Below are 23,829 nucleotides of genomic sequence, written 5' to 3'. Positions count from 1 at the left end.
GGTATAATGGGGTCATATGAAGGAGGCTGCTGCCAGTGAAAGTGAATATCGTTTCGGACACCTACTGCGAGGATCTCGAGAAGATGCTTCGCAGTCATGCGAGTGAGGAAGTCGCAGGCCCGATGAAGGCTTATATGCGCGATTTATTTCCGTTTCTGGGCATTCGGACGCCGGAGCGGGCTGCGGTGACGAAGCGGTTTATGAAGGAGCACGGTGTACCGTCGGGTGCGGAGCTTGAAAGGATTGCTCGTAAGCTGTGGTCGCTGCCGGAGCGGGAGTTTCATTATACGGCGCTGCTCCTGCTTGAGAAGCGGCAGAAGGATCTGACGATTGACCAGGTAGCGTTCATCGAACATCTCATTACGGCACAATCGTGGTGGGATACGGTCGATATGATTGCGAGCCACCTTGTTGGCACGATGTTCACCCGCTATCCGGAGCTTGTGCCCGCCTACACGGAGAAATGGATCACATCGGACAACCTCTGGCTGCGTCGTACCGCAATCTTGTTCCAGCTCGGTTATAAAGGCCGGACGGATGCGGAGCTGCTATTCTCGCTCATTCGCCGAACTGCGCATGAGGAAGAGTTCTTCATTCGCAAAGCAATCGGTTGGGCATTGCGCGAATATGCGAAGACCGATTCGGCTGCGGTGCAGCAGTTCGTAGCGGATACGGCGTTATCACCGTTAAGTGTACGTGAAGCGCTCAAACATGTCGGTGTAAAAGCATAGTCCGAAGCCGTGCAAACTGACGATTGACGATGCCGCATATCCGTGATATTCTTAATTCCAACAAAGTAGGTAGGAATTATAGGAATAAGGTGGTGCCGATCATGAATCATCCCATATCAATCCGCAGCGGCGACATAGAATTGTCCGGCGTGCTGCAGTATCCCGTAGTGGATCGCGAAGAGAAGAGAGCTGCCAAATACCCGCTTATCATCATTTGCCATGGCTTTATCGGCAATCGTATGGGGACGGACCGGTTATTCGTTGAGGCAGCAGAACGGCTGACTCGCAGCGGTTATCTTGTGCTGCGCTTCGATTACGGCGGCTGCGGCGAGAGCACCGGCGATTACGGAAGCGGCGGTTTGGATGAGCTGATCGGACAGACGAGAACGGTCATCGATTACGCGCTCAGCCTCGATATGGTGGATGCGGAGCGGCTTATTCTTGTGGGCCACAGCCTGGGCGGCGCGGTCGCGGTGTTGACAGCTGCTCGCGACTCGCGCGTGAAGTCATTGGTCATGTGGGCGCCGGTCGCCCACCCGTTCATGGATATCCGCAACATTATCGGAACCAAGGCGATTCAAGAGATTGACACCAATGGTACGACGGATTATATGCATTATCAGTTTACGAAGAAGTTCACCGATTCGTTGGCGCAATATCAACCGCTGACGGAGCTGCGCGGCTACAACGGGGATGTGCTGATCGTGCATGGCACGGCGGACACGGTGATCCCAGTCGACTACTGCTTCTTGTATCAGAAAATGTTCTGGCTGCGCAAAGAGGGCAATTGCGACAAAGAGGTTATTTTGCAAGGTGACCATACGTTCTCTTCGAAAGCTTCGCGCGATGAGTTGTTCGATGTATCGCTGCGCTGGATTGATTCCATCGGCCGCAGACGCAATGATTGGAGCTTGTGGACGATCTAATTGAATTTATTTGTGGATCGCTTTTCCCTCTTCGAGGGGGAAGCGGTTTTTTGGTTTGTTTGGCGGAGGTGAAATGCTGCGATTCATGCAACATTTTAGCCAACTAGCTGCGGTTTTCCTGATTATGTTGCGCAAAACGCAACATTTCCCTACCGCCGCATCCAAGCCCTTAGCGGGAATTAAAGAATCTTAATTCCGATGCTGCAACATTTGGCGGTTCTTCTTGCGTTCTAATGGTTACAATTGCAATAAGTACGCGAAGAGGAACGGGTGACCATGCAGATGAGAAAACTTGCTATAGGATTAATGGCTTTGTCGATCGGAATATTAGGCGGTTGTACGCATAAGGGAGAGACCGCTGACCAGCCGCCTGTCGTCGTTTCGCCGCCGGACTCGGAGCAGCCGACGGATGAACCGCCAACGCAGACACCGGAAACGCCGCCGGATACGTCGGAAGAAGAACCGGCAACACCGGCCGTGCCGGAGACGCCCGATCAGCCCGAGCAGGCGCCGGCGGATGAAATCACGCAGCAGGTGGAGAAAATGTCGCTCGATGAGAAGCTTGGGGCGATGATTATTGCCGGCGTGGACGGTACGACGGGCAGTCAGGCAGCGAAACGGATGATTGCGAGTCAGCATGTGGGCGGCGTTATTTTCTATGCGAATAATATTTCGACGCCTACAGGGGTTGTCGCCTATGTGAATCAGTTGAAGGCTTGGAACAAAGATAATGCTTCACCGCTGATCGTCTCTGTCGATCAGGAGGGGGGCAGGGTGAGCCGGCTTCCCGGACTTGTGAAGCTGCCAACCGCCAAGGCAATCGGAGACACCGGCAAGAGTGAATATGCAGCCAAGATAGGAAGCATACTTGGGGAAGCGAGCAAGAAGATGGGCTTCAACGTAGATTTCGCACCGGTGCTGGACATTAACAGTAACCCGAAGAATCCGGTCATCGGCGACCGCTCCTACGGTTCGACGCCTAAGGTTGTTACGAAGATGGGGATCGCCGTTATGGAGGCTATCGAGGAGGAAGGTGTCATTCCGGTGGTGAAGCATTTTCCGGGGCATGGGGATACGTCGGTTGATTCCCATCTGGAGCTGCCGGTTGTGGGCAAAAGCGAAGCTGCGCTCAAAGCCTTCGAGTGGCTGCCCTTCCAAGAAGCCATCGATAAAGGGGTGGATGCGGTCATGATCGCGCATATTCTCTACCCTAAGGTGGACGACAAAGTGCCGGCCTCCCTGTCCAAACGAGTCATCACGGATGAGCTTCGCGGCGAATTGGGATTCGAAGGTGTCGTCATGACGGACGACCTCACGATGGGGGCCATTGCGAAGAATTATGGCATGGGAGAAGCGGCGGTCATGACGGTCAAGGCGGGCAGTGATATTTTGCTGGTGGCCCATGAGTACAAGAATGTGGACGCCATACTCGCAGCGCTGAAGAAGAGCGTGAATAGCGGAGAGATTACGGTGGAGCGGATAGATGAGAGCGTGAAACGGATTCTCATGCTGAAAGGGAAATACGAGCTGACGGACGCTAAGACGCCGTCAACGCCGAATCTGGATGCACTTAATGCAGCGATTCAAAAAGCAGTAGCTGTCTATTAAAGTCAACTATAGCCTCGGCGGCAGTCATGGCAATCGAGCGATTTATTTAGCGTAGGATAACTAAAAAGGCATCTCCCGGCTTGTCAGCGGAGGATGCCTTTTGTCATGTTTTCTTGCTGCTCGAATGAATCGATGATTCCCGCACAATCAGTCGATGCGGAATAATGATATGGTTCTGCGACAGCGGCTCATCGTGTACGATGCGAAGCAGCGACTGTGACGCGGTATAGCCGAGCTGATAAGTGCCGATATCGATGGAGCTGATCGGCGTTGAAGCGAGCTCGGACAGCGGAATATTGTTAAAGCTGACGATGCAAATGTCCTGCGGAACGCTGTAGCCAAGCTCTGTCAGTCCGCGCAGCACGCCAAAGGCGAGCAAATCGTCGAAGATGACAAGCGCTGTCGGCCGATCCGGCAAGCTCATGAAGAAGGACATCGCCCGGTATCCGCTTTGCTGCAGCAGATCGCCTTCCAGCACCCATTCCTGCTGAAACGGCAGGTTGGCTTCCTTGAGCGCTTTCTTATAGCCGAACAGTCGATCCTGGGAAACAACGAGATTCGGCGGACCGCTGATGAAGCCGATCCGCTTATGCCCCTGGGCGATAAAGTGGCTCGTGGCATCATAAGCTGCTTGGATGTTGTTATTATCAATCGAAAGCACGTCCGGAAACTCGTCGCTTCGCCCGATGAGAACGAAGGGGAAGTTCTGCTGTTTCAGAAATCCGATGATCGGATCCGAGGTGCGGGACGACAATAGCAAAATACCATCAACGCGGCGTCCCATGACGAGGCGCGAGATGGCTTCAAGCTCATTAGAGTCAGACGTAACCGTCGTCATCAGCATGTCATAACCGGCTCTGGTCGCCTGCGTAACGATCCCTCGAATCAGCTCGCCGAAGAAGAAGTTCAGAAACAGCTCCTCGGCAGGGCGCGGCAAGACGATGCCAATCGTTTGGGTTGTTTTCGACACCAGACTCTTCGCCATCATGTTCGGGTGATAGCCGAGCTGCTCCATAATCTCTTTGACTTTACGGGACGTTTCCCGGCTAATTCGCGGATGATTCGAGACAACCCGTGAAACGGTTGAAGGCGAGACGCCGGCGATTTTTGCAATATCTTTAATCGTGACTGACATAAAATCCCCCAATTGCGCAAACGTATGCACGTATCATTGTTTATGTGAGCCGATGCTATAGCTGTACTTTACCTAGAGTATATCATTGAAAAGTTTTTCATGCACAAATTTAATTTTCTGAGATAGGGAGAGAAAAACAGAGCAAATGGAAGAACGGTCCGTGATTATTTGTGCAAATGAACTGTGCAAACGTTTTCCCAATCTGCAGGCCGTAGTGTATAGTAAGGGCGTCGGTAAAACGCTTTCTTTCGCAATTAGAAGGAAATTAAAGCCTTGAATTCCCATTTCGATTGCCATCTGTACAAACGTTTGCACAAACGCAGAGGATCGTGTACAATGCAAGAGCCGCATTTTTGAGAAATACTTGCAAGCTCGGTTATTGCATCATCCGAAGCAATCGCGCTATTCGTAATAGGATGTCGATAATTGGTTACTCTAGGTTTATGCTCCGGCGCGATTACGCTTTAATAACGAGAGGGGTTAAATAGAATGAAAAAGACAGTATCCTTACTTCTAGTTCTAACACTTGCTGCAACACTGACAGCTTGCGGCTCGAAGAACAACAATGCGAATGAGAACACCGGTGAAACAAACACGGGCACAGTAAACAACGGCACTGGCAACAACACAGCTGAAGACGCTGAGCTTGTACCGGAAGACGGCGCAACTTTGCTTGTATGGGAAGCCAAAGAAGAGCGTCCTTTCGTTGAGAAAATGATGAAAGAATTCAAAGAAAAATACGGCGTTGAAGTGAAAATGGAAGAGCTTGGCGCTGGCGACCAAGTGGCGAAGCTTACAACTGACGGTCCTGCCGGAATCGGTGCAGACGTTGTATTGTTCCCGCACGATAACCTTGGTAAAGCAGTAGCAGCAGGTCTTGTGCTTCCGAATGACGTTTATGAAGAAGAAGCGAAATCGGAGAACAGCGATGTTGCGGTTCAAGCGGTAACGTATGATGGCGTTCTATACGGCTTCCCGCGTGCAGTTGAAACGTATGCGATGTTCTACAACAAAGATCTGATCGCAACGCCTCCAACAACGTTCGACGAAGTGAAAGAATTCGCGAAAACGTTCAACGACGGTAAAAAGAATAAATATGCATTCATGTGGGATATCGGAAACTTCTACTTCAGCTATCCGTTCCTAGCTACTACAGGCGGCTTCGTATACGGCAACAACGGCCAAGACAAAGCTGAAATCGGCCTTAACAACGCCGGTGCGGTAGAAGGCGCAACTTACTTCGCATCGCTGAAGAAAGACGTATTGCCGCTTAAATCCGGTGATGTAACTTATGATATCAAGAAAGGTCTGTTCACAGGCGGTACGCTTGCGATGAACATCGACGGCCCATGGGCAATCGGCGATATCAAGAAATCCGGCATCAACTTCGGTGCAGCGCCAATCCCTAGCATCAACGGCAAACAATCCGTATCGTTCTCCGGCGTTAAAGCTTGGTACGTAAACTCGTACACGAAATACCCGAACGCAGCGAAATTGTTCGCACGTTTTGCTTCCACGAAAGAAGCGCAATTGGATGACTTCTCGTTGACTGGCGCGATTCCTGCAAACAAGGAAGCAACAGAAGATCCGAAGATCCAAGGCGATGAAATTGTAAAAGCATTCGTTGAGCAGTTCAAAAACTCGCAGCCGATGCCTTCGATCCCTGAAATGGGCAACGTATGGACACCAATCGGCGCAGCGCTTTCCGACATCTGGAACGCTGGCAAAGATCCGAAAGCAACACTTGATAATGCTGTGAAGCAAATCGAAGATGCTAACGCAGCTGCGAAGTAAATCGCGGCAGCATCAGACGCAGCCTGTTGGCTGCGAATAAACAACCATACAATGCCGTCACCCGCCCTTTCTTATGAGGGGCGGGTGACGTAACTTTATTCGGACAAGGGAAAGGAGCTGGAGGTGGATGCAGCGGCATCAAAAAACAGCCACAATTTTATCTGTTCTCGCGATGGGTCTTGGTCAACTGTACAATCGTCAGTTCGTGAAAGGCATTCTTCTGCTTTGTGTTGAAATTATGGGCGGTTATTATTTCGTACAAAGGCTTCCTCATGCAATCTGGGGTCTTGTAACGCTTGGTGATACACCGACAAAGCTTGTCAAAATCGGCAAGCGCTATAAGAACGTTGTTGGTGACCACTCCGTCAACTTATTAATCGGCGGGCTTGTTATTCTGATTTTATTCAGCTTATTTGTTGTCATCTATGTGATGAACGTCAGGGATGCGAACCGAACCGGCAAGCTGCGGGATGAAGGCGTAACACCGGCATCGTTTAAGCAAACAGTCAGCTATGTAACCGACAGACGGTTCCCTCAGCTGCTCCTCACGCTGCCTGCTATCTCCGTGCTGTTCTTAACGATCATGCCGATTATGATGGCGATCCTGCTCGCATTCACCAACTACTCCGCACCGGAGCATATTCCGCCTGCGAAGCTTGTCGATTGGGTTGGGTTCCAGACGTTTATCGATTTGCTCCAATTAAAGACGTGGAGCCATACGTTCTACGGGGTTTTCATTTGGACGGTCATTTGGGCGGTTATCGCCACCGTTACGACGTATTTCGGCGGTTTGTTCGTTGCGCTGCTCATCAATCAGCAGGGCATTCGTTTCAAAGGCATGTGGCGTTCGATCTTCATTATTCCTTACGCGATTCCGCAGCTCATCTCGCTGCTTGTAATGCGTAACTTGTTCAACGGCCAATTCGGACCGATCAATCAGTACCTCGGCTATTTCGGAATCGGCAAGCTTCCTTGGCTGACGGATCCGTTCTGGGCGAAGGTTACGGTCATTCTCGTCAACATGTGGGTCGGGATTCCGGTCTCCATGGTCCTTATTCTGGGCGTACTTACTGCCATTCCAAGAGATATGTACGAGGCTGCCGAGGTCGATGGTGCCACAGCGTTCCAGAAGCTTCGCGTAATCACGTTGCCTTTCGTGTTCTTTGCTACAACACCGATTCTCATTACGCAATTTGCAGGTAACATCAATAACTTCAACGTCATCTTCCTGCTGACGAATGGTGATCCGGTTAAGGGTGACTATCAGTATGCAGGCAGCACCGACTTGCTCGTTACATGGCTGTACAAGCTGACGCTTAATAACAACAAGTACAATTTTGCATCCGCGATCGGTATTATCATCTTCGTGATTGTCGCTTCGCTCTCGATCTGGAGCTACCGTCGTTCACGGTCGTTTAAAGAGGAGGATATGATCCAATGAGTATGAAATCGAGGAACGTCTTCCGTTTAACGTTGACCTATATCATTCTGACCCTGATTGCGATTTGTGCGATTTATCCGGCCGTATGGGTGCTGTTCTCAGCTCTGCGTCCCGGCAGCGCACTGTTTAGCGAACAGTTCTTCCCGAGTCATCCGACTCTTATCCATTTCAAGGAGCTGTTCACTTCACCTAGCTTCAGCTTCGGCCGCTGGTATTGGAACACGCTGAAGATCGCTACACTGTCGATGATTCTCTCGACTTTGCTGACTACGCTGAGCATGTACGCTTTGTCGCGTTTCCGTTTCAAAGGTCGTAAAACCTTGCTCACTACGATGCTCGTCCTTGGGATGTTCCCGGGTTTCATGAGCATGGTCGCGATCTATATCCTGCTGCTTCAGCTGGATTTGCTTGATACGCATACAGCGCTCGTTCTCGTATATTCTTCGGGATCTGTGCTTGGCGGCTTCATTGTAAAAGGGTTCTACGATACGATTCCGCGGAGCTTGGATGAAGCAGCGCGGATTGACGGTGCAAGCCACTTAACGATCTTCTGGCGCATTATGCTCCCGTTGTCTCGTCCAATGCTTACGTACATCGGACTAACGACGTTTACCGGTGCGTGGGTAGACTTTATCTTCGCAAGACTTGTTCTGCGTTCCAAAGAAAACTGGACGCTTGCGGTCGGCATGTGGGATATGGTGGCTAACTTCCAGAACAGTAACTTCACGATGTTCGCGGCAGGCGCAGTTATGATTGCGATTCCGATTATGATTCTGTTCGCGTTTCTGCAGAAGTTCCTTGTTGAAGGACTCACTGCGGGGGCATCCAAGGGGTGATGATCATCCGTACAGGTATAAGCAACATATTCGCGGCGGCCATATTGGCCGCCGCTCTTCTAATCAGCGTGCTGGCAGGCTGCTCCTCCTCTAAGGGCGAGCAGGAGCTAGAGAAGAAGGTTGGGAAAGATGCGGTTGCGGCACAGGTCGATGAGCAGCCGGGAGCGGTTTATTATGAAATCTTTGTTCGTTCCTTCTCGGACTCCAACGGTGATGGCATTGGCGATCTGAATGGTGTGACTGAGAAACTGAGCTACCTGAAGGAGCTGGGCATTGGCGGGATCTGGCTGATGCCGATTAATCCTTCTCCCAGCTATCACGGGTATGATGTAACGGATTATTATGGAATTAACAAGGATTACGGCACGATGGCAGATTTGAATAAACTGACGGAAGCCGCTCATAAGCTGGGGATAAAGGTCATTATGGATCTGGTGGTCAATCATACGAGCAATGAGCATCCGTGGTTCAAATCCGCGATCGCTGATCCGAAGAGTCCGTATCGGAATTGGTATCATATTGAGGAAGCGGATGTACAGGTGCCGGCAGACGGCGCAGTTGGCGGTAATCCGTGGCATCCGTTTGGGAGCTTGAAGTACTTAGGCGACTTCTGGGAAGGGATGCCTGATTTGAACTTTGACGAGCCTGCTGTACGCAGTGAGATGATCAACGTTGGCAATTACTGGCTGGAGCAAGGCTTGGATGGCTTCCGGATGGATGCTGCGAAGCATATCTATGGCGACTTCGCGTCTACCATTAACACCGATGCCGTCAAAGCGAGCAACCAGAAGTGGTGGCAGGAGTTCCGCAAGGGCATTGCCGACACGAAGAAGGATGCCTATATCGTAGGCGAAGTGTGGGATTCTTCGGTTATTATCGCACCGTACTTGGATCAAGCGCTGGATTCGGCTTTTAACTTTGATTTGGCGAAGAAACTGCTGTCCGGTGCAGATCGGGAGCAGAATCCCGATGTCGGGTTTAGTCTTGGCCGTATCTACCAGATGTACAACAAGTCATCGAATGGTGCGTTTGTGGATGCGCCGTTTCTGACGAATCACGACCAGAACCGGACAATGAGCGAGCTTGGCGGCAACGTGGACCATGCCAAGATGGCCTCGGCCTTGCTGCTTACGCTTCCGGGCAATCCGTTCATCTACTACGGCGAGGAATTAGGCATGAAGGGGATGAAGCCCGACGAGGCCATTCGCGAGCCGATGCCTTGGTACGCTTCAGGCGCTGCGGGCGGCAAGGGGCAGACGACTTGGGAAGCCTCCCGCTACAACACGACGCCGAACACGGTTTCGGTTGAAGCGGAGCAAGCGGACCCGAACTCGTTGTTATCGCATTACAAGAAGCTGATTGCTTGGCGTAATGAATTGCCTGCACTGCGCGATGGCACGATCGTAGAGAAGAACACCGACAGCCCGGCCGTTGCTGCGTATTACCGAGTAACGAACGATCAGAAGGTTCTCGTTGCGCATAATATGTCAGCTACGGAGCAGATTATCGATCTGACTTCGGGGGGAACCGCTGAGAAGGATGATTTGAAGGAAATCGCGCGGTCCAGCAAGGAAGGCGCGAAATTCGGCGAAGGCAAGCTGAAGCTGCCGCCGTATAGTACGGTTATATTGCAATAGTAAGTGGCTGTCCCACTCGTGATCATCGCAGGATGATGCCGGGTGGGGCAGCTTTTTTTGATGAGAATTCTGAGTAAGCTGTGGATAATGTGGATAATATGTGCGTAAGTTTGGGGATAACGAGCCCGAATGCAGCGCTGGCGGACGCTCCCCTGACTTATCAACAGGTAAAACCCTGCTGGCGGCCTGATAGTCGTGCAACCTACACATCGCCGAGTAATCTCGCTGACTACCTGACAGTCGCCTCTCGACCTAACACCAAGTAACCCTGCCGTCCATCTAATCGTCGCTCCCTCGCCTAACACCAAGTAACCCTGCCGTCCACCTAATCTTCGCTTACCCACCAACATCAAGTAACCTCGCCGCCCACCTAGGTGGCAGGTCTAGATGAAATGTTGCATAACATGCAGCATTTTTGATGAAAAGGGAGGCTAGTGGAGGAAATGTTGCGCATATATCAACATTTTCGCCCCAACTAGCCTCCTGATCGTCCTTCCACAGCTGAATGTTGCATATCGCGCAACAATTGGCTGTCTTTGCTCATTCTGAGGGGGAAATGTTGCATTTTAAGCAGCAATTTCTCCCTTCCTCCGCTCATCACTAAGTAAATCCCCCCCCACCCGCCTGATAGTCGAGCTCCCTGCTCAAGGCTAGCAGATAAAACGCCACGCATAAACATATAAATTAATTTATTTAACTTATAACTTGTAAAATTCAATATTATTGTTTAATATAATTCAATATAATATAAATATTTTTAAACTCACCATTAAACAGAAGGAGGGATTGCTCTGAAATACCCACCACCGCAGCAATGTCCCGTTTGCGAGAATAAGCTGACGATCCAAGAGCTCAAATGCGATCATTGCCACACGACGATTAAAGGCAGCTTCGAATCGACCCGACTAGCCTCCTTGAACGACGAACAATTGAAATTCGTGGAGGTTTTCTTGAAGGTTCGGGGGAACATCCGGGAGATGGAGAAGGAGCTCAGCATATCGTATCCAACGGTACGGAACCGGCTAGACCACATCGTGGAAGCGCTTGGTTACCAGACCTCGCCTGCGACAGAGACGCCCGCCGCCACGGAGGATTCACAGCGCAAGCAGATTCTATCGAAGCTCGATGAAGGCACGATAACCGTAGAAGAGGCGCTTAAGCTCATCCAAGCCAGCAAAAAATAAAGGAGCGATTGCGATATGAGTGAAGAACGGACGATGATTACAAAAATGATCGAGGAGCATAAAATTACCGTAGAGGAAGGCTTGGCGCTGCTTGAAGCGCTTGAACGAGGCGACAGTAAGTCGGTTGAAGCTGAAGGGACAGCAGTTACTCCCACTCCTCCTCCTGCACCAGCCCCACCCTCCCCTGCGGCACCGCTTCATAAAGAAATCGAGCCGCAGGTCAGCGCTCATGGGGCGCAAGGTGAAGCTTACTGGGAAAGTAAGCATCATTCGTTTCCGACAGAGTATGTGGAATTTGCGACGGATAACGCCTCCATCCAGTACCTGACATGGGATCAAGAATTTACGCAGGTGAATGTATCGGCGAAGATGGATAAACCCGAGAGCAGCTTCGATTTGCACAGCTGGCTGCAAGAGGCGGTTTCGCAAAGCTCCGATGACGAACGTTACCGATTCAGCTTGAAGACGGACGATCTGAATGGCCGTCAAGTAGATCTCGCCGTAACCATTCAAGTTCCGCAAGGACAAGCCTACGAGTTATTCCACATGTCTGCGACGAACGGTGGCCTTGATGTCCAGCAGATGATCTCAGAGACGGCTGCATTCACATCGACGAACGGAAAAATCAAGATTGAAGGCATACAGGTTGAGCAGGTGAAAGTAACATCGGTTAACGGCTTCATTCACACGGGTGGGCTCCTGGCGGAATCAGCTGTTCTTACGACAACGAACGGTAATATTATAGCGAAAGGCCAACTGGAGAAGTTGGAATGCCGGACAACGAACGGTTCCGTCCATACAGACGACGTTATAGCCGAGACGATAGAGGTACACACGCAGAATGGCAACATCAAAGCGAATTGCCAGTTCGAGGAATTGGCATGCAAATCGCAAAATGGGAAGATTGAAATTCGGGTAGCGAATGCGACCTCAGAAAGCAGCGTTACCGCTAAAACACATAATGGCAGCATTACGATTCAGTTCCCGGCTCATTCGACCGGTGTATATGGCGAATTAAACGTCAATCATGGTCGCGCGGCTTGCCGCTTGAATGGCCAACAGCTGGTCGACAAGAAACAGGGCGATGATACTGACTCCTGCCAAACATTCCGTCAAGGAGACGAGGAATTAATCTATGTGGAGGCTTCTTCCCACAACGGATCGATCCATGTGAGCGACGAATTTTAGCCTGCATGTATTATGTGAACGAGGGTACGGCGCGCAGGCTGGATAGACGGGCGAGCATGGGGTGGAAGAAATAGGTGAGGCAGCTGATGGCTGCATATTTCCTCTCCGCGCAATAAACACTAACCTGAGGTTGACTGTCAGAAGCGGGAAGGACGTCATGGCATGATTGATGAGAAAATCGTTGGCATTCTGGATGATAGGATTGAAACGATCAAAAGCAAAAACGGTACGTTGATCTTGGTTGGGCCTATTCAGCTGCCGGTTAATTTGGAGGGGGAAACGCACACCTTCCAGTGGTATTGCTGGCTTCCGTGCAGGGACCTGGTCCATACCGAGGGCGGTTGTAAGGAAAAGGAGCGGACCGAGTTTCTGATTGAGCAGCTGTCCGCGTCCAATCTGGCTGAGAAGCAGCAGTCCAGCGCGCTCGTGTATGGCGACTTCGCCGGCGGGGAGGAAGCATTGATTCGTATGCATAGCATCTGCCATACGGGAGATATTTTCGGGAGCAAGCGGTGCGATTGCGGGTATCAGCTGCACCAATCGATGAAAATGATCACCTCGCACGGTACCGGCGCTCTGTTCTACTTAGCCAACCATGAAGGCCGGGGAATCGGGCTGTTCAGTAAGGCGATGGCCTACATTCTGCAGGAGAAGGGCTACGACACGGTTGAGGCAAATCTGGAGCTCGGATTTCAGGACGATACACGCAGCTACGAAGAGACGCTGCTCGTACTCGCCCATCTGCGCAGCAAGCCAGTCACGCTCATCACGAACAATCCAAGGAAGCTGGCGGCGCTCAAAGCATCCGGCATGAACGTGGAAGACCGTGTCCCGCTCTGGGGCGACATTTCCGAATTCAACCGCAAGTATCTGGAGACCAAAGTGAACCGCTCCGGGCACTTCGCGGAGGAACTGACGATTAAGAAGTGACGGCGTAGGGAGAAGGCTGACTTGCGAAGGAGCTGACGACCCCGTGCCGGGTAGGGAAGGCCGACTCTTCATCGTGGATGATGAAGGGTTGGTCTTTTTTGCTTTCAGCTCACCCTCTGGCCGCCGCGTGTAGGTGGATGGCTGCCTCATTGAGAGTATGAAAAACCGACTGTCAGCGCCAAATCCGCCGCAAAAAAGAGCCGAGAGTCGGAAAACGCGGCTCTCAGCTCCGAAATCGCCCCCTTGCGGCGGCTGGGGGAGCAGCCAGCCGGATGCGGCCGGCCAATCAAACTAACCTACAAGCTTATACACAACGAATCCGAAGCCATCGAGCGCGATGGAGAGCTGCGCGCCCTTCGACTCGACCGTCGAACCGGCGAACATATCCTGCCACTTCCCGCTTGCAGCCGGCACAGTGAGGCTGCGAGATTGCGCTCCGGCATTCATCGCAATAATGAATTGCTCATCTCCGCTGCGGCGAGCATAAACTACCGCTGCATCATTCGCCTCGGCGTGCAGGAACGTAATATCCAACGAGCGAAGAGCGGCGTGCTGCTTACGAAGCGCAATCAGTGTCTGATAGAACTTCAGCAGATCGCCGTTCTGCTGCTCCTCTTCCCACACCATGCATTGACGGCAGTCGGGATCGCCCGCTCCGGACATGCCCACTTCATCACCGTAGTAGATGCACGGTGTACCCGGGTATGTCATTTGGAACAGCACGGCCAGCTTCATGCGGCCCTCTTCATCATCGCACAACGTGAGCAGACGCGGCGTGTCATGGCTGTCCAGCAGGTTGAACGCAGCCTCGGTCGCTTGCTGAGGATAGTTCGCCAGCTGCGTGCCGATGGCGTTCGCGAAGCTGCACCCGTCAAGCTTGCCATAAGCGGCATAATCGAGCACGGCGTTGGTGAATGGGTAGTTCATGACCGCGTCGAATTGATCACCCTCGAGCCACATCATCGAATCATGCCAAATCTCGCCGAGAATGTAGGCATCCGGATTAACGTCCTTGACCGTCTTGCGGAAGTCGCGCCAGAAATGATGATCGACCTCATTCGCGACATCAAGCCGCCAGCCGTCGATGCCGATTTCCTCCACCCAGTAGCGGGCCACGTCCAACAGGTACTTTTTGACATCCGGATTCTCGGTATTCAACTTCGGCATGATCGGTTCAAAAGCAAACGTGTCGTAAGTAGGGATACCATCCTCGATACGAAGCGGCCACTCACGAACATGGAACCAGCCCGCATACTTCGAATCGGCACCTTTCTCCTGCACATCGAGGAACGGAGGGAAAGTAGCGCCGGCATGATTGAACACCGCATCAAGCAATACGCGCAAGCCGCGTTTGTGGCAGATGTCCACGAGCTCCTTCATGAGCGCATTGGTGCCGAAATGGGGATCAACCTTCAAATAATCCTGCGTATCGTATTTGTGATTCGTCGTCGCTTCAAATACAGGGGTGAAATAAATCGCGGTTACGCCGAGCGTCTCCAAATAGTCCAGGTGATCGATAACCCCTTGAATATCGCCGCCGAAGAAGTTCTTCGGTGTCGGCTTGCCGCCCCATGGCTCTACATTGTCGGGATCGAGCGAGGGGTCGCCGTTCGCGAAACGTTCCGGGAAGATTTGATAGAAAACGGCTTCCTTCACCCAAGCCGGCGGCTGGAACACGTCGATCGGGTTGATGAACGGGTAGTCGTAGAACGTGAGGGAGTCGGAAGGAAGCGCGTCAACGAAACCACTTTCGGTCAGCCAAAGCGTCTTCGTGCCTTTCTCTAATTGGAACGCATAACGCAGACGGCGAAACGGCGGTTCCACGGCAACTTCCCAGTAGTCGAACATCGCATCCGTTGTAAAAATACGCATCGGCACGATTTGCATCGTTTTGTCCCACGCATATTTGTCGCCTACCACGGCTTGGACAGCATCCATGTCGCCTTTCTGCGTGCGGATACGCAAATGCAGCGTGGAACGGTCGTAGGCGTAGGACCAGTTTTGCTTCGGACGATGATAAATGGCTTCAAGCATCATAATATGGTTCACTCTCCTAAAATAGATCTGAGCCCATGCAAAATGCAAAAAAGGGTACAACCTCGTCATTCATAACGAGGTTGTACCCTTGCGGTAGCATGGCCTTTTAATTACGTCTATTGTACCACATCTGCGATGAAATATTCACCTCTTTCGTCCAAAGTTTGGATTGAATTTGTCCACCGCTTGACACCCGCTGCCAAAGGGGCTATTATCACTTGAGGCTAACTAACGTTCGTTAGGCAATAATACGGACCATGCAAGGGGAGAACTAATAATGACGGCGAATCGGTTGAAGCAAGCTGCATTGACGTTATTTGCGGATTCGGGCTATGAGGGTGTTTCCTTATCGGAGATCGCCAAGTCAGTGGGTATCAAGACACCGTCGATTTATGCTCATTTTGACTCCAAGGAACAGCTGTTTATCGAGCTGCTGGAGGACGCGATTCGGGAAGAGCGGGAGAAGCTTCTGCTGCTGCTTCAAAGTATGGAGGATCATCCGCCAATAGAGCGGCTGTATGCCGTGTTCTTGTTTTACACCGATCTGGATCAGATTACGAAGGGGCAATCCTTCCTTAAGCGAACCATGCTTGTCCCGCCACGGCATTTGGAGTCGCGGCTTAGCCAATATTTTACGACTTATGAAGAGGAAGTAACGGTTCACGTATCGGCGCTGCTTCGGGGCAGCTCGAATGAGGGGAATCTGGGCGAGTTACAGGCTGAACGGCTGCTGGCTTTATTTTATGCGCTTATTGACGGCTTGCTCGTGGAACATAAATTGTACGATTCGGCGCTGTATCGGAAGAGGCAGGAACAGCTGTGGAGCTGGCTGCGGGAGGCGTTGAAGCCGGCAACGGCATAGAGAGGGGATGAGTCGCGATGGCATGGCTGTATTTGCTGCTGGCCGGGCTGCTTGAGGTGGGCTGGGCTTATGGCATGCAGGCGTCAGATGGATTTACGGAGTGGCTGCCTAGTGTAATCACCATTGTGTTGTTAATTATAAGTTTTATGTTGTTTGCACGAGCGATGCGGACCATCGAAATCGGAACGGCGTACGCGATATTTACCGGTATTGGTACCGTGGGTACCGTCATCGTCGGCATTGTCCGAGGAGAGCCGGCAGATCTGCTCAAACTGTTGTTTATCGCGATGCTTATCGGAGGTATCGTGGGGCTCAAAGTGATATCAAGTAAGGAAGAGACGCCGAAGAAATCTCAAGCGGAGCATGCTGCTCCTGAGGCAACGGAGTAAATGGAGGTGACTGCAAGTGGCCTGGTTGTTCTTGCTCATATCTGGGCTGGGTGAGGTAGGCGGCGTGACGGGGATGAAGCTGTCGAATGGGTTCAAAAACTGGAAGGGAACGGTGCTCGCGTTAGCGTCCGGGATGGTCAGCTTCTATTTCCTGTCGCGATCGCTGCAGGATGTCCCGATCAGCACCGCCTACGGCGTTTGGACGGGGATTGGCTCGGTCGGTAGTGTTATACTGGGGATGCTGGTGTTTGGTGAATCGAAGGATAAACGGAAATTGCTCTTTATCGCTATGATCATAATAAGTGTTGCAGGATTACGTATTACAGGCGGCGGTCATTAATTAATGATCTGCCTTATAATAAAAAAGAAGCTTACCGCGACGTCATAAGACGGCAGGGTAAGCTTCTTTTATTTTTTCGCGTTCAACCCAATCTTCTGCGCCCCAAGCTTCACATGGGCATTCTTCATATATTGCTCCCACACGAAGCCGCTCCGGTAGTTCTCCAGCATCAGCAAGGTGATGCCTTTGTCGATCCCGATGACGTCAGTGTCATACCTTCTGTTCAAAGAATTCATTCCAGTCTGCTCCTCGACCGCCAGAAGTTGTGCAGCAGCTTACAGGTGGCTATACGCCCGTGTTCACGCCGCTCATCAAACCTAGCAGTTCTTCAGCGGGATAAGCGCCGGACAGCGCATAGCGGTTGTTGAAGACGAAGAAAGGAACGCCTGTCACGCCAATTTGCTGCGCGCGCTTCAGATCGGCGTCTACGGCCTCGCCACCTTCGCCGATCTCAAGACGAGCTTGCAGTTCTGGAGAGAAAACGCCGAGTCGCTCCGCAATCAACATAATGACGCTCATCTGCGCCACATCAAGGCCTTCTTCGAAATACGCACGAAACAGCTCTTCCACTGCTTCCGCCTTACGCTCCTCAGGCACAATCGCGACAAAACGATGCGCAAGACGCGTGTTCGGCATCCGAGTGACCCGGTCAAAATGGAACGTCACGCCGACAGCCGCACCGGCTTGCGTAACCTGCTGAGTGGCGCGTTTCATCGATTCGGGGCCGCCCATTTTCTTAGCCATCACATCATCGAACGGTTTGCCCTCTTCAGGCAGACCGGGATCAAGCTGATAAGCGTGATAAGTGACGGTGACCGGCTCATCGTTCTTCTCCGACCAGAGCTCGAGCGCACGGTATAGATTTTGCTTGCCGATGCGGCACCAGGGGCAGACCACATCCGAGTACAGGTCAATATGCATATGGAAACGACAACCTTTCGAATAGTTTGTCAGGTCTTTTCTTAATATGTTGCGGTTACATAACCATGCTAATGTAGTTTTGCATATCAAGCAAGGGCAGATACGGCGCATGGTGCATTTTCGAATAGTTGCGTTAATATTTAGGAGGACAGTAAAATAATCGGTATAAGAAACTTCGGTTAGGTGAATAAGGAGGGGACGGTATGATTGAAATCGGTCTATGCGGCTGGGGCGATCATTCGGAGCTATATCGGGAAGCGGGCAAGGACAAGAATAAGCTGCCTGCCTATGCGCACTGGTTTCGGGTCGTCGAGGTGGATAGCACCTTCTATGCGATTCAGTCCCCGCAGGTCATGGAGAAATGGGCAACTGAAACGCCGGATCACTTCCGCTTCGTCATCAAGGCTTATCAAGGGATGACAGGTCATGCGCGCGGGGGAAAAGGGCATCATCCCTACGAAAGCGAGGCGGCCATGTTCCAAGCGTTCCGAGAAGCAATTGAGCCGATCCGCGCCGCTGGCAAGCTGCTTGCCGTACTATTCCAATACCCGCCGTGGTTTAATTGCACGCGGCCTAACGTGGAGACACTGCGGACGGCCAAGGCACGGATGGCAGATATCCCTTGCGCACTCGAATTTCGGAACCAGAGCTGGTTCACAAGCGAAATGAGCGAGAAAACCATTGCTTTTACGCGCCGAGAAGGCTGGATTCATACGGTGTGCGATGAGCCGCAAGCCGGTGAAGGCTCCATTCCCATCGTAGAAGCGGCTACGGATGAACAGTTCACCATCGTACGGCTGCATGGGCGCAACACGGATGGATGGGTGTCCGCTGGACAACCTAACTGGCGGGATGTTCGATATTTGTACCGTTATAATGAAACGGAACTGTCAGAGTGGGTGGAGCGACTAAGGCGATTGGAGCAATCAACCGGCACGGTATGCGTGCTGTTCAATAACAACTCCGGCGGCGATGCGGCGGATAACGCCTTACAGCTTATGGCGATGCTGCACCAGCTGCCGCCGCGCGGTTCGTTTAAGCTGGCTCCTCCGCCGCAGGAAACTGCGCAGCAGCTGGAGCTGTTTGAATAGACAACTGCTCCTATTCGCAAAATAGAAGTACAACCGCCGTTGACAGGTTCAACTGTAACTGATATGATTACAGTACAAAGCGGGGTGCCGTTAAGCATGAACAGCGAATTCACCATTGCCGTACACAGTTTGGTTTACTTGGCTTATTTGCCAGAACGCATGGCTCCCAGCGAAGCCATTGCCGATAATGTCTCGACCAATCCTGCCAGAATCCGCAAGGTGATGAGCTGTTTGAAGCGAGGCGGTTATGTCGATACAAGGGAAGGCGCTGGAGGCGGATATCGGTTAACACTGGATCCGGCCGTCGTCAACCTAGCCGACATTTACCGGTTAATGGCGCAAGGCTCCGTTATTCCGAGCTGGTGCTCGGGCAATCCAGAGATGGATTGTGTCGTCGGCTCTAACATGCGTGAAGTCATGGATGGGATCTTTTGCAGAGCGGAGAAGCAGCTGGAGAATTATTTTGGCGGCATCACGATCTCCGATGTGCTGGGTCAGATTAAGGAATGCGAGCAGTGCTGAACAAGGTGTGACGGGTTTTCCCTTCCCATAAGCTTGTGAACTTATAGTAGAGAGGATGATTGAATATGGCAGTAGCATTGACGAAAGACACATTCAACAAAAGCATCGAGAGCGGCGTAACGCTCGTTGATTTCTGGGCGCCATGGTGCGGACCTTGCAAAATGCAGCTTCCAATCGTAGAAGAGCTTTCCGGCGAGCTTGCCGGTACAGCTACAATCGCTAAAATCAACGTGGACGAGGAGCCTGAATTGGCATCCCAATTCGGCGTTATGTCGATCCCGACACTAATTCTGTTCAAAGACGGTCAACCGGTTGATAAAATGGTTGGTCTGCAATCCAAAGACGCCCTGAAAAACAAAATTCAAGGCCAAATCTAAGTATTGCTTCACGAGCCCTCGCGCCTACATGGTGTGAGGGCTTCGTTGCGTAAATACATATGGAATAACGAGCTTTTCGGATTCATTCGCACGTCTGTATAGGTAGTGGGTAGTGAATAAACCGCCAAGGGGGAATGGTCTTCCATGCAGAACTGGCTCGCGCAGCTTCGCAAAGGGTACGGCAAGAAGTTGGCTAAGCTTCATTCCGTGAACGGTTGGATTGTCGTCATTCTGACGCTGACAGGACTGGTGCTGTTTCAAGGGTTATGGCGCGGCATTCTGGGTGAAGGCCGGGTCATCATCCGCTATGTGCATATCGTGGTCGGGATCGCATCGCTGCTGCCGGTTGTGTTCTACTTAGCGCTGGCCGCGAAGCACTGGAAACAGTTGAAGGGCAAGTCGTGGCAGAAAGCGAACGTCATCATCGTACTGGGTCTGTTGATCGGCTGGCTGCTGTCCGGCGTGCTTCTGTGGCAATTCAAGGCGGTTGGGCCGGCATGGTCGAGCAGCGCGCTCACCATTCATGACCTGCTGACATGGATCGGACTTCCTTATATCATCTACCACTCCATCACAAGGCTGAAATGGCTCAAAGAGCCGCATCGCCGCACAGTTAAGACAGGACAACAAGGCGAAGGCCTTCATCCGGCAGCCAAACCGGAGGCGGTTATGTCGAGGCGTTCGTTTATTCGCGTTACGGTAGGAGCGGGTATTGCCATTGCGATCGGGCCATCTTTTCTAAAATGGTTCGGCAACCAGCTGACGCCCGGCGCGAATCTGGATGAAATCATAGAGGCTGACGCCAATTCGCTCATTCCTGCACCGAAACCGCTTCCGGCCTCTTCGCCGCCCATTGGCGGAGGAAGCCGCGGCTCGTTCCGCATTTATACGGTGACGCCGATTCCGCAGTTCGATAACAGCACATTCAGTTTCATTGTAGACGGTTTGGTGGAGAAACGTTTGCAGTGGACCTGGGAGCAGTTCGTGGCACTCAAGCGGGAAGTCCAAGTGAGTGATTTCCACTGCGTGACCGGCTGGTCGGTTCTGGGCAACACGTGGGAAGGGATCAAGCTCAAGGATTTCTTGAAGATGGCAGGCGTGAAGTCTTCCGCGAAGACAGTGAAGCTGTACTCCGGCGACGGCGTCTATACGGATTCCCTTACTTTAGAGCAGGCTGATATGGATGATGTCCTGGTAGCGGTGCTGCACGACGGCAAACCGATTCCAAGCGACCTTGGGGGCCCGGTGCGGCTGATCGTTCCGAAGATGTACGCATATAAGTCGGTCAAGTGGTTGAATCGGGTTGAGCTTATTGAAGGGAATCATACCGGATATTGGGAAGAACGCGGATATGATACGGATGCGTGGGTAAGGGGAGCGGAAAACGCGCAATTTTATAAATAAAAATGGGTTTGACATTCACGTTACGTAAAGGTGTAGAGTGAGGTTGTCGGGAGGTGATGAAGGTGGAATATACCGTTCAGAAGCTGGGCAGGCTCGCGGGTATCAGTACGAGGACATTGCGGTTCTATGACGAAGTAGGCATTCTTAAGCCGGCAAGAATGAATTCTTCAGGGTACCGTATTTATGGTCAGGCGGAGGTCGACAGACTGCAGCAGATTTTATTTTATCGGGAGCTTGGCGTCAGCTTGGATCGCATTAAAGAGCTTCTGACTGATCCGTCCTTCAATGGCACCGCAGCCTTGGTCCAGCACCGGGAACAGCTTCTCGACAGAAGAAGGCAGCTCGATGCGCTGATCGCAAACGTGGATCAAACGATCGCTGCCGCTGAAGGGAGAATTTCTATGAGCGATAAACAGAAATTTGAGGGCTTTAAACAGCGCTTAATTGACGAGAATGAGCAGAAATACGGCAAGGAAGCGCGCGAGAAATACGGCGATGACGTCGTGAACAAGTCGAATGCGAAGGTTAAAGGCATGTCGCAAGAAGATCACGAGCGGGTCACTCGCTTGGCCGAGGAGGTCAAGGAATCGCTGGCGGAGGCTTTCAAGCAGGGGGATCCGGCAGGCGAGCTCGCACAGAAGACAGCCGATCTGCACCGTCAATGGTTGGGTTTCTATTGGCCGCAGTACACCAAGGAAGCTCATGCTAACCTGTCGCAAATGTATGTGGACGATGAACGGTTCAAAGCGTATTACGACGTGGATCAACCGGGATCGGCCGAGTTTCTGCGCGATGCGATTCATATTTATACCGGCGTAAGCTAGAGACGTAGGGAAAAGGCGAACAAGAAAAAGGGTGTCCGCGGATCAGTAATGATCTTGCGGGACACCCTCTTTGTCGTGCCGCTCCTACGCAGAGGGAGGGTCCGCGAGACCGGCTTACTTATCGGTTTTCTTCTTCACGTGGTTGAAGTTAGTGATGGACTTGGCATCCTCAATGGTATCGTTGACGAAGGCCATATCCTGATTATTGGCATGCATCTTGGTGGTGCCTTTGTAATTGCCTTTATGCGTTTGGTTTTCCATGTCGGTTCACCTCCGAAGGATGGTCGCACATGAGGTAGTATGTTCGGATTGAGGGGGTGGCATGCGGGATGTTGACGAACGTTTGGAAGCCGAACAATTTCTCCAGTATTAGCTGATTAACGTGGAAAATCAAACATTTGCATGCTGGGAATCCGCGGAGTCTCCTTTTTTATTTCCCCCCCTTCATGTATAATGTCATGAGATTGTTTAATACGGAACAGGGGTGTCTTCATACATGGCTTTGAAAGCTGGAATCGTCGGTTTGCCGAACGTAGGCAAATCCACTTTATTTAATGCAATAACGCAAGCGGGCGCGGAATCCGCGAACTATCCGTTCTGTACGATTGACCCGAACGTAGGCGTCGTTGAAGTACCGGATGTGCGTCTTGATAAATTGACGGAGCTGGTTGTCCCGAACAAAACCGTTCCGACTGCTTTTGAATTCATCGATATTGCAGGTATTGTGAAAGGCGCGAGCAAGGGCGAAGGCCTCGGCAACAAGTTTCTTGCGCACATCCGCGAAGTTGATGCGATCGTACACGTCGTTCGCTGCTTCCAAGATGACAACATCACGCATGTATCCGGTAAAGTCGATCCAATCGGCGATATCAACACGATCAACCTGGAGTTGATTTTGGCGGATATCGATTCCGTTGACCGCAAGATCGAGCGTTCCCGCAAAAACCTTAAAGGCGGCGACAAGAAGGTCGTGCAAGAGGTAGAAACGCTTGAACGAATTAAAGAAGCGTTGTACAACGATCAACCGGCGCGCAGCCTGGACCTCTCCGAGGATGAGAAAGCGCTTGTTCGCGATCTTCACCTGCTGACGATGAAACCGATCTTGTACGCAGCCAACGTTAGCGAAGGCGAAGCGGCAAACTCCGATGGCAACCAATACGTGGAATTGGTACGTGAATTCGCGAAAGCAGAAGGCGCGGAAGTAGTGCCGATCAGCGCGAAAGTAGAATCCGAAATCGCTGAGCTTGAAGGCGAAGACAAAGAAATGTTCCTAGAGGAGCTTGGCCTCACGGAATCCGGCCTTAACCGCCTGATCCGCGCAGCATACAAGCTGCTTGGACTGTACACTTACTTTACGGCAGGCGTGCAAGAAGTGCGTGCTTGGACGATTCGTAAAGGGATGAAGGCACCGCAAGCGGCCGGCGTTATTCATACGGATTTTGAGCGCGGCTTTATCCGTGCTGAGGTTGTTTCCTATGACGATCTGATGGCGGCAGGTTCCATGAATGCCGCGAAGGAAAAAGGACAGCTTCGCCTTGAAGGTAAAGAATACGTGGTGCAAGACGGCGACGTTATGCATTTCCGTTTTAACGTTTAGCGATTGAATGGTTGGTTTTAGGGCCCGAAATTCTCGGGTCCTTTTGCTATGTCTT

The 23,829-nt window shown here is 51.8% G+C and carries 24 protein-coding genes and 1 pseudogene; 20 read left to right on the top strand and 5 right to left on the bottom strand.

Annotated elements, in window-relative coordinates; genetic code table 11:
- Nucleotides 1-83 precede the first annotated feature (83 nt).
- The 3 genes from AC0YN4_RS24475 (at nt 84) to nagZ (ending at nt 3,265) form a co-directional block, all read left to right on the top strand.
- Nucleotides 84-731: a DNA alkylation repair protein gene (locus AC0YN4_RS24475; protein WP_475783320.1), complete on the top strand. Its 648-nt coding sequence runs from the start codon at nt 84-86 to the stop codon at nt 729-731.
- 101 nt (nt 732-832) lie between these two features.
- A complete protein-coding gene (locus tag AC0YN4_RS24470) occupies nt 833-1,657 on the top strand; it encodes an alpha/beta hydrolase family protein (protein WP_475783079.1) in 825 nt (274 codons plus the stop codon).
- 276 nt (nt 1,658-1,933) lie between these two features.
- The gene (gene nagZ, locus AC0YN4_RS24465) at nt 1,934-3,265 is read left to right on the top strand and encodes a beta-N-acetylhexosaminidase (RefSeq protein ID WP_475783078.1); all 1,332 of its coding nucleotides are present in this window, start codon (nt 1,934-1,936) and stop codon (nt 3,263-3,265) included.
- A 103-nt stretch (nt 3,266-3,368) separates the two neighbouring features.
- Here the strand turns inward: nagZ and AC0YN4_RS24460 are convergent, their stop codons facing one another.
- On the bottom strand, nt 3,369-4,400 hold the full coding sequence (locus tag AC0YN4_RS24460; protein WP_475783077.1) for a LacI family DNA-binding transcriptional regulator: 1,032 nt from the start codon (nt 4,398-4,400) through the stop codon (nt 3,369-3,371).
- Between the two features lie 489 nt (nt 4,401-4,889).
- Here AC0YN4_RS24460 and AC0YN4_RS24455 point away from each other — a divergent pair, with 489 nt between their 5' ends.
- From AC0YN4_RS24455 to AC0YN4_RS24420, 8 genes and pseudogenes are all read left to right on the top strand, one after another.
- On the top strand, nt 4,890-6,194 hold the full coding sequence (locus tag AC0YN4_RS24455) for a sugar ABC transporter substrate-binding protein (RefSeq protein WP_475783076.1): 1,305 nt from the start codon (nt 4,890-4,892) through the stop codon (nt 6,192-6,194).
- Between the two features lie 127 nt (nt 6,195-6,321).
- Nucleotides 6,322-7,635 carry a carbohydrate ABC transporter permease gene (locus AC0YN4_RS24450; RefSeq protein WP_475783075.1) on the top strand — a complete coding sequence of 438 codons (1,314 nt, stop codon included), beginning with the start codon at nt 6,322-6,324 and terminating at the stop codon, nt 7,633-7,635.
- Nucleotides 7,632-8,471 (top strand): sugar ABC transporter permease, encoded by an 840-nt coding sequence (locus tag AC0YN4_RS24445; RefSeq protein ID WP_475783074.1) that lies wholly within the window; start codon nt 7,632-7,634, stop codon nt 8,469-8,471. The genes AC0YN4_RS24450 and AC0YN4_RS24445 overlap by 4 nt, the downstream gene beginning before the upstream one ends.
- The gene (locus AC0YN4_RS24440) at nt 8,471-10,108 is read left to right on the top strand and encodes an alpha-amylase family glycosyl hydrolase (protein WP_475783319.1); all 1,638 of its coding nucleotides are present in this window, start codon (nt 8,471-8,473) and stop codon (nt 10,106-10,108) included. The genes AC0YN4_RS24445 and AC0YN4_RS24440 overlap by 1 nt, the downstream gene beginning before the upstream one ends.
- Before the next feature lie 785 nt (nt 10,109-10,893).
- Nucleotides 10,894-11,001: pseudogene (locus AC0YN4_RS24435) on the top strand (DUF2089-like zinc ribbon domain-containing protein); the annotation flags it as partial.
- A gap of 21 nt (nt 11,002-11,022) precedes the next feature.
- Nucleotides 11,023-11,292, top strand: a complete 270-nt coding sequence (locus tag AC0YN4_RS24430; protein WP_475837012.1) for a DUF2089 family protein — start codon at nt 11,023-11,025, stop codon at nt 11,290-11,292.
- Nucleotides 11,293-11,307: 15 nt separating this feature from the next.
- Nucleotides 11,308-12,480, top strand: a complete 1,173-nt coding sequence (locus AC0YN4_RS24425; RefSeq protein WP_475783073.1) for a DUF4097 family beta strand repeat-containing protein — start codon at nt 11,308-11,310, stop codon at nt 12,478-12,480.
- A 162-nt stretch (nt 12,481-12,642) separates the two neighbouring features.
- The gene (locus AC0YN4_RS24420) at nt 12,643-13,410 is read left to right on the top strand and encodes a GTP cyclohydrolase II (protein WP_475783072.1); all 768 of its coding nucleotides are present in this window, start codon (nt 12,643-12,645) and stop codon (nt 13,408-13,410) included.
- Between the two features lie 291 nt (nt 13,411-13,701).
- Here the strand turns inward: AC0YN4_RS24420 and AC0YN4_RS24415 are convergent, their stop codons facing one another.
- Nucleotides 13,702-15,447, bottom strand: a complete 1,746-nt coding sequence (locus AC0YN4_RS24415) for an alpha-glycosidase (RefSeq protein WP_475783071.1) — start codon at nt 15,445-15,447, stop codon at nt 13,702-13,704.
- 277 nt (nt 15,448-15,724) lie between these two features.
- On the opposite strand from AC0YN4_RS24415, the gene AC0YN4_RS24410 reads away from it, so the two are divergent.
- The 3 genes from AC0YN4_RS24410 to AC0YN4_RS24400 are packed head-to-tail and all read left to right on the top strand — an operon-like array spanning nt 15,725 to nt 17,038.
- Nucleotides 15,725-16,309: a TetR/AcrR family transcriptional regulator gene (locus AC0YN4_RS24410; protein ID WP_475783070.1), complete on the top strand. Its 585-nt coding sequence runs from the start codon at nt 15,725-15,727 to the stop codon at nt 16,307-16,309.
- Nucleotides 16,310-16,326: 17 nt separating this feature from the next.
- On the top strand, nt 16,327-16,698 hold the full coding sequence (locus tag AC0YN4_RS24405; RefSeq protein ID WP_475783069.1) for a DMT family transporter: 372 nt from the start codon (nt 16,327-16,329) through the stop codon (nt 16,696-16,698).
- A gap of 16 nt (nt 16,699-16,714) precedes the next feature.
- Entirely contained in the window at nt 16,715-17,038 is a 324-nt protein-coding gene (locus AC0YN4_RS24400; RefSeq protein ID WP_475783068.1) for a DMT family transporter, read from the top strand.
- 68 nt (nt 17,039-17,106) lie between these two features.
- Here the strand turns inward: AC0YN4_RS24400 and AC0YN4_RS24395 are convergent, their stop codons facing one another.
- Both AC0YN4_RS24395 and AC0YN4_RS24390 read right to left on the bottom strand, forming a co-directional pair.
- Nucleotides 17,107-17,274, bottom strand: a complete 168-nt coding sequence (locus tag AC0YN4_RS24395) for a glucoamylase family protein (protein ID WP_475783067.1) — start codon at nt 17,272-17,274, stop codon at nt 17,107-17,109.
- 49 nt (nt 17,275-17,323) lie between these two features.
- Nucleotides 17,324-17,959, bottom strand: a complete 636-nt coding sequence (locus AC0YN4_RS24390) for a DsbA family oxidoreductase (protein ID WP_475783066.1) — start codon at nt 17,957-17,959, stop codon at nt 17,324-17,326.
- A 203-nt stretch (nt 17,960-18,162) separates the two neighbouring features.
- On the opposite strand from AC0YN4_RS24390, the gene AC0YN4_RS24385 reads away from it, so the two are divergent.
- The 5 genes from AC0YN4_RS24385 to AC0YN4_RS24365 all read left to right on the top strand — a co-directional run bounded on the left by AC0YN4_RS24385 (nt 18,163) and on the right by AC0YN4_RS24365 (nt 22,177).
- On the top strand, nt 18,163-19,050 hold the full coding sequence (locus AC0YN4_RS24385; protein WP_475783065.1) for a DUF72 domain-containing protein: 888 nt from the start codon (nt 18,163-18,165) through the stop codon (nt 19,048-19,050).
- A 96-nt stretch (nt 19,051-19,146) separates the two neighbouring features.
- Nucleotides 19,147-19,572, top strand: coding sequence for an RrF2 family transcriptional regulator (locus AC0YN4_RS24380; protein ID WP_475783064.1), 426 nt, complete (start codon nt 19,147-19,149; stop codon nt 19,570-19,572).
- A 65-nt stretch (nt 19,573-19,637) separates the two neighbouring features.
- Entirely contained in the window at nt 19,638-19,949 is a 312-nt protein-coding gene (gene trxA, locus AC0YN4_RS24375; protein ID WP_090982163.1) for a thioredoxin, read from the top strand.
- Between the two features lie 144 nt (nt 19,950-20,093).
- The gene (locus AC0YN4_RS24370) at nt 20,094-21,353 is read left to right on the top strand and encodes a molybdopterin-dependent oxidoreductase (protein ID WP_475783063.1); all 1,260 of its coding nucleotides are present in this window, start codon (nt 20,094-20,096) and stop codon (nt 21,351-21,353) included.
- A gap of 62 nt (nt 21,354-21,415) precedes the next feature.
- Nucleotides 21,416-22,177: a MerR family transcriptional regulator gene (locus tag AC0YN4_RS24365; protein ID WP_475783062.1), complete on the top strand. Its 762-nt coding sequence runs from the start codon at nt 21,416-21,418 to the stop codon at nt 22,175-22,177.
- A 114-nt stretch (nt 22,178-22,291) separates the two neighbouring features.
- Here the strand turns inward: AC0YN4_RS24365 and AC0YN4_RS24360 are convergent, their stop codons facing one another.
- Nucleotides 22,292-22,438 carry a hypothetical protein gene (locus AC0YN4_RS24360; RefSeq protein ID WP_475837011.1) on the bottom strand — a complete coding sequence of 49 codons (147 nt, stop codon included), beginning with the start codon at nt 22,436-22,438 and terminating at the stop codon, nt 22,292-22,294.
- Between the two features lie 235 nt (nt 22,439-22,673).
- Between AC0YN4_RS24360 and ychF the strand changes: the two genes are divergently transcribed.
- The gene (ychF, locus tag AC0YN4_RS24355) at nt 22,674-23,774 is read left to right on the top strand and encodes a redox-regulated ATPase YchF (protein ID WP_475783061.1); all 1,101 of its coding nucleotides are present in this window, start codon (nt 22,674-22,676) and stop codon (nt 23,772-23,774) included.
- The last annotated feature ends 55 nt before the right edge of the window (nt 23,775-23,829 follow it).

Source organism: Paenibacillus sp. J22R3 (assembly GCF_056269305.1).
The sequence above is the reverse complement of the archived record's forward strand: the minus strand, read 5'-3'. Positions and strand labels throughout refer to the sequence as shown.

Excerpts from the sequence above, each read along its gene's own strand:
- AC0YN4_RS24475 (WP_475783320.1), top strand. The coding sequence starts at position 84 with ATGCTTCGCAGTCATGCGAGTGAGGAAGTCGCAGGCCCGATGAAGGCT.
- AC0YN4_RS24470 (WP_475783079.1), top strand. The coding sequence starts at position 833 with ATGAATCATCCCATATCAATCCGCAGCGGCGACATAGAATTGTCCGGC.
- nagZ (WP_475783078.1), top strand. The coding sequence starts at position 1,934 with ATGCAGATGAGAAAACTTGCTATAGGATTAATGGCTTTGTCGATCGGA.
- AC0YN4_RS24460 (WP_475783077.1), bottom strand. The coding sequence starts at position 4,400 with ATGTCAGTCACGATTAAAGATATTGCAAAAATCGCCGGCGTCTCGCCT.
- AC0YN4_RS24455 (WP_475783076.1), top strand. The coding sequence starts at position 4,890 with ATGAAAAAGACAGTATCCTTACTTCTAGTTCTAACACTTGCTGCAACA.
- AC0YN4_RS24450 (WP_475783075.1), top strand. The coding sequence starts at position 6,322 with ATGCAGCGGCATCAAAAAACAGCCACAATTTTATCTGTTCTCGCGATG.
- AC0YN4_RS24445 (WP_475783074.1), top strand. The coding sequence starts at position 7,632 with ATGAGTATGAAATCGAGGAACGTCTTCCGTTTAACGTTGACCTATATC.
- AC0YN4_RS24440 (WP_475783319.1), top strand. The coding sequence starts at position 8,471 with ATGATCATCCGTACAGGTATAAGCAACATATTCGCGGCGGCCATATTG.
- AC0YN4_RS24425 (WP_475783073.1), top strand. The coding sequence starts at position 11,308 with ATGAGTGAAGAACGGACGATGATTACAAAAATGATCGAGGAGCATAAA.
- AC0YN4_RS24420 (WP_475783072.1), top strand. The coding sequence starts at position 12,643 with ATGATTGATGAGAAAATCGTTGGCATTCTGGATGATAGGATTGAAACG.
- AC0YN4_RS24415 (WP_475783071.1), bottom strand. The coding sequence starts at position 15,447 with ATGATGCTTGAAGCCATTTATCATCGTCCGAAGCAAAACTGGTCCTAC.
- AC0YN4_RS24410 (WP_475783070.1), top strand. The coding sequence starts at position 15,725 with ATGACGGCGAATCGGTTGAAGCAAGCTGCATTGACGTTATTTGCGGAT.
- AC0YN4_RS24405 (WP_475783069.1), top strand. The coding sequence starts at position 16,327 with ATGGCATGGCTGTATTTGCTGCTGGCCGGGCTGCTTGAGGTGGGCTGG.
- AC0YN4_RS24395 (WP_475783067.1), bottom strand. The coding sequence starts at position 17,274 with ATGAATTCTTTGAACAGAAGGTATGACACTGACGTCATCGGGATCGAC.
- AC0YN4_RS24390 (WP_475783066.1), bottom strand. The coding sequence starts at position 17,959 with ATGCATATTGACCTGTACTCGGATGTGGTCTGCCCCTGGTGCCGCATC.
- AC0YN4_RS24385 (WP_475783065.1), top strand. The coding sequence starts at position 18,163 with ATGATTGAAATCGGTCTATGCGGCTGGGGCGATCATTCGGAGCTATAT.
- AC0YN4_RS24380 (WP_475783064.1), top strand. The coding sequence starts at position 19,147 with ATGAACAGCGAATTCACCATTGCCGTACACAGTTTGGTTTACTTGGCT.
- trxA (WP_090982163.1), top strand. The coding sequence starts at position 19,638 with ATGGCAGTAGCATTGACGAAAGACACATTCAACAAAAGCATCGAGAGC.
- AC0YN4_RS24370 (WP_475783063.1), top strand. The coding sequence starts at position 20,094 with ATGCAGAACTGGCTCGCGCAGCTTCGCAAAGGGTACGGCAAGAAGTTG.
- AC0YN4_RS24360 (WP_475837011.1), bottom strand. The coding sequence starts at position 22,438 with ATGGAAAACCAAACGCATAAAGGCAATTACAAAGGCACCACCAAGATG.
- ychF (WP_475783061.1), top strand. The coding sequence starts at position 22,674 with ATGGCTTTGAAAGCTGGAATCGTCGGTTTGCCGAACGTAGGCAAATCC.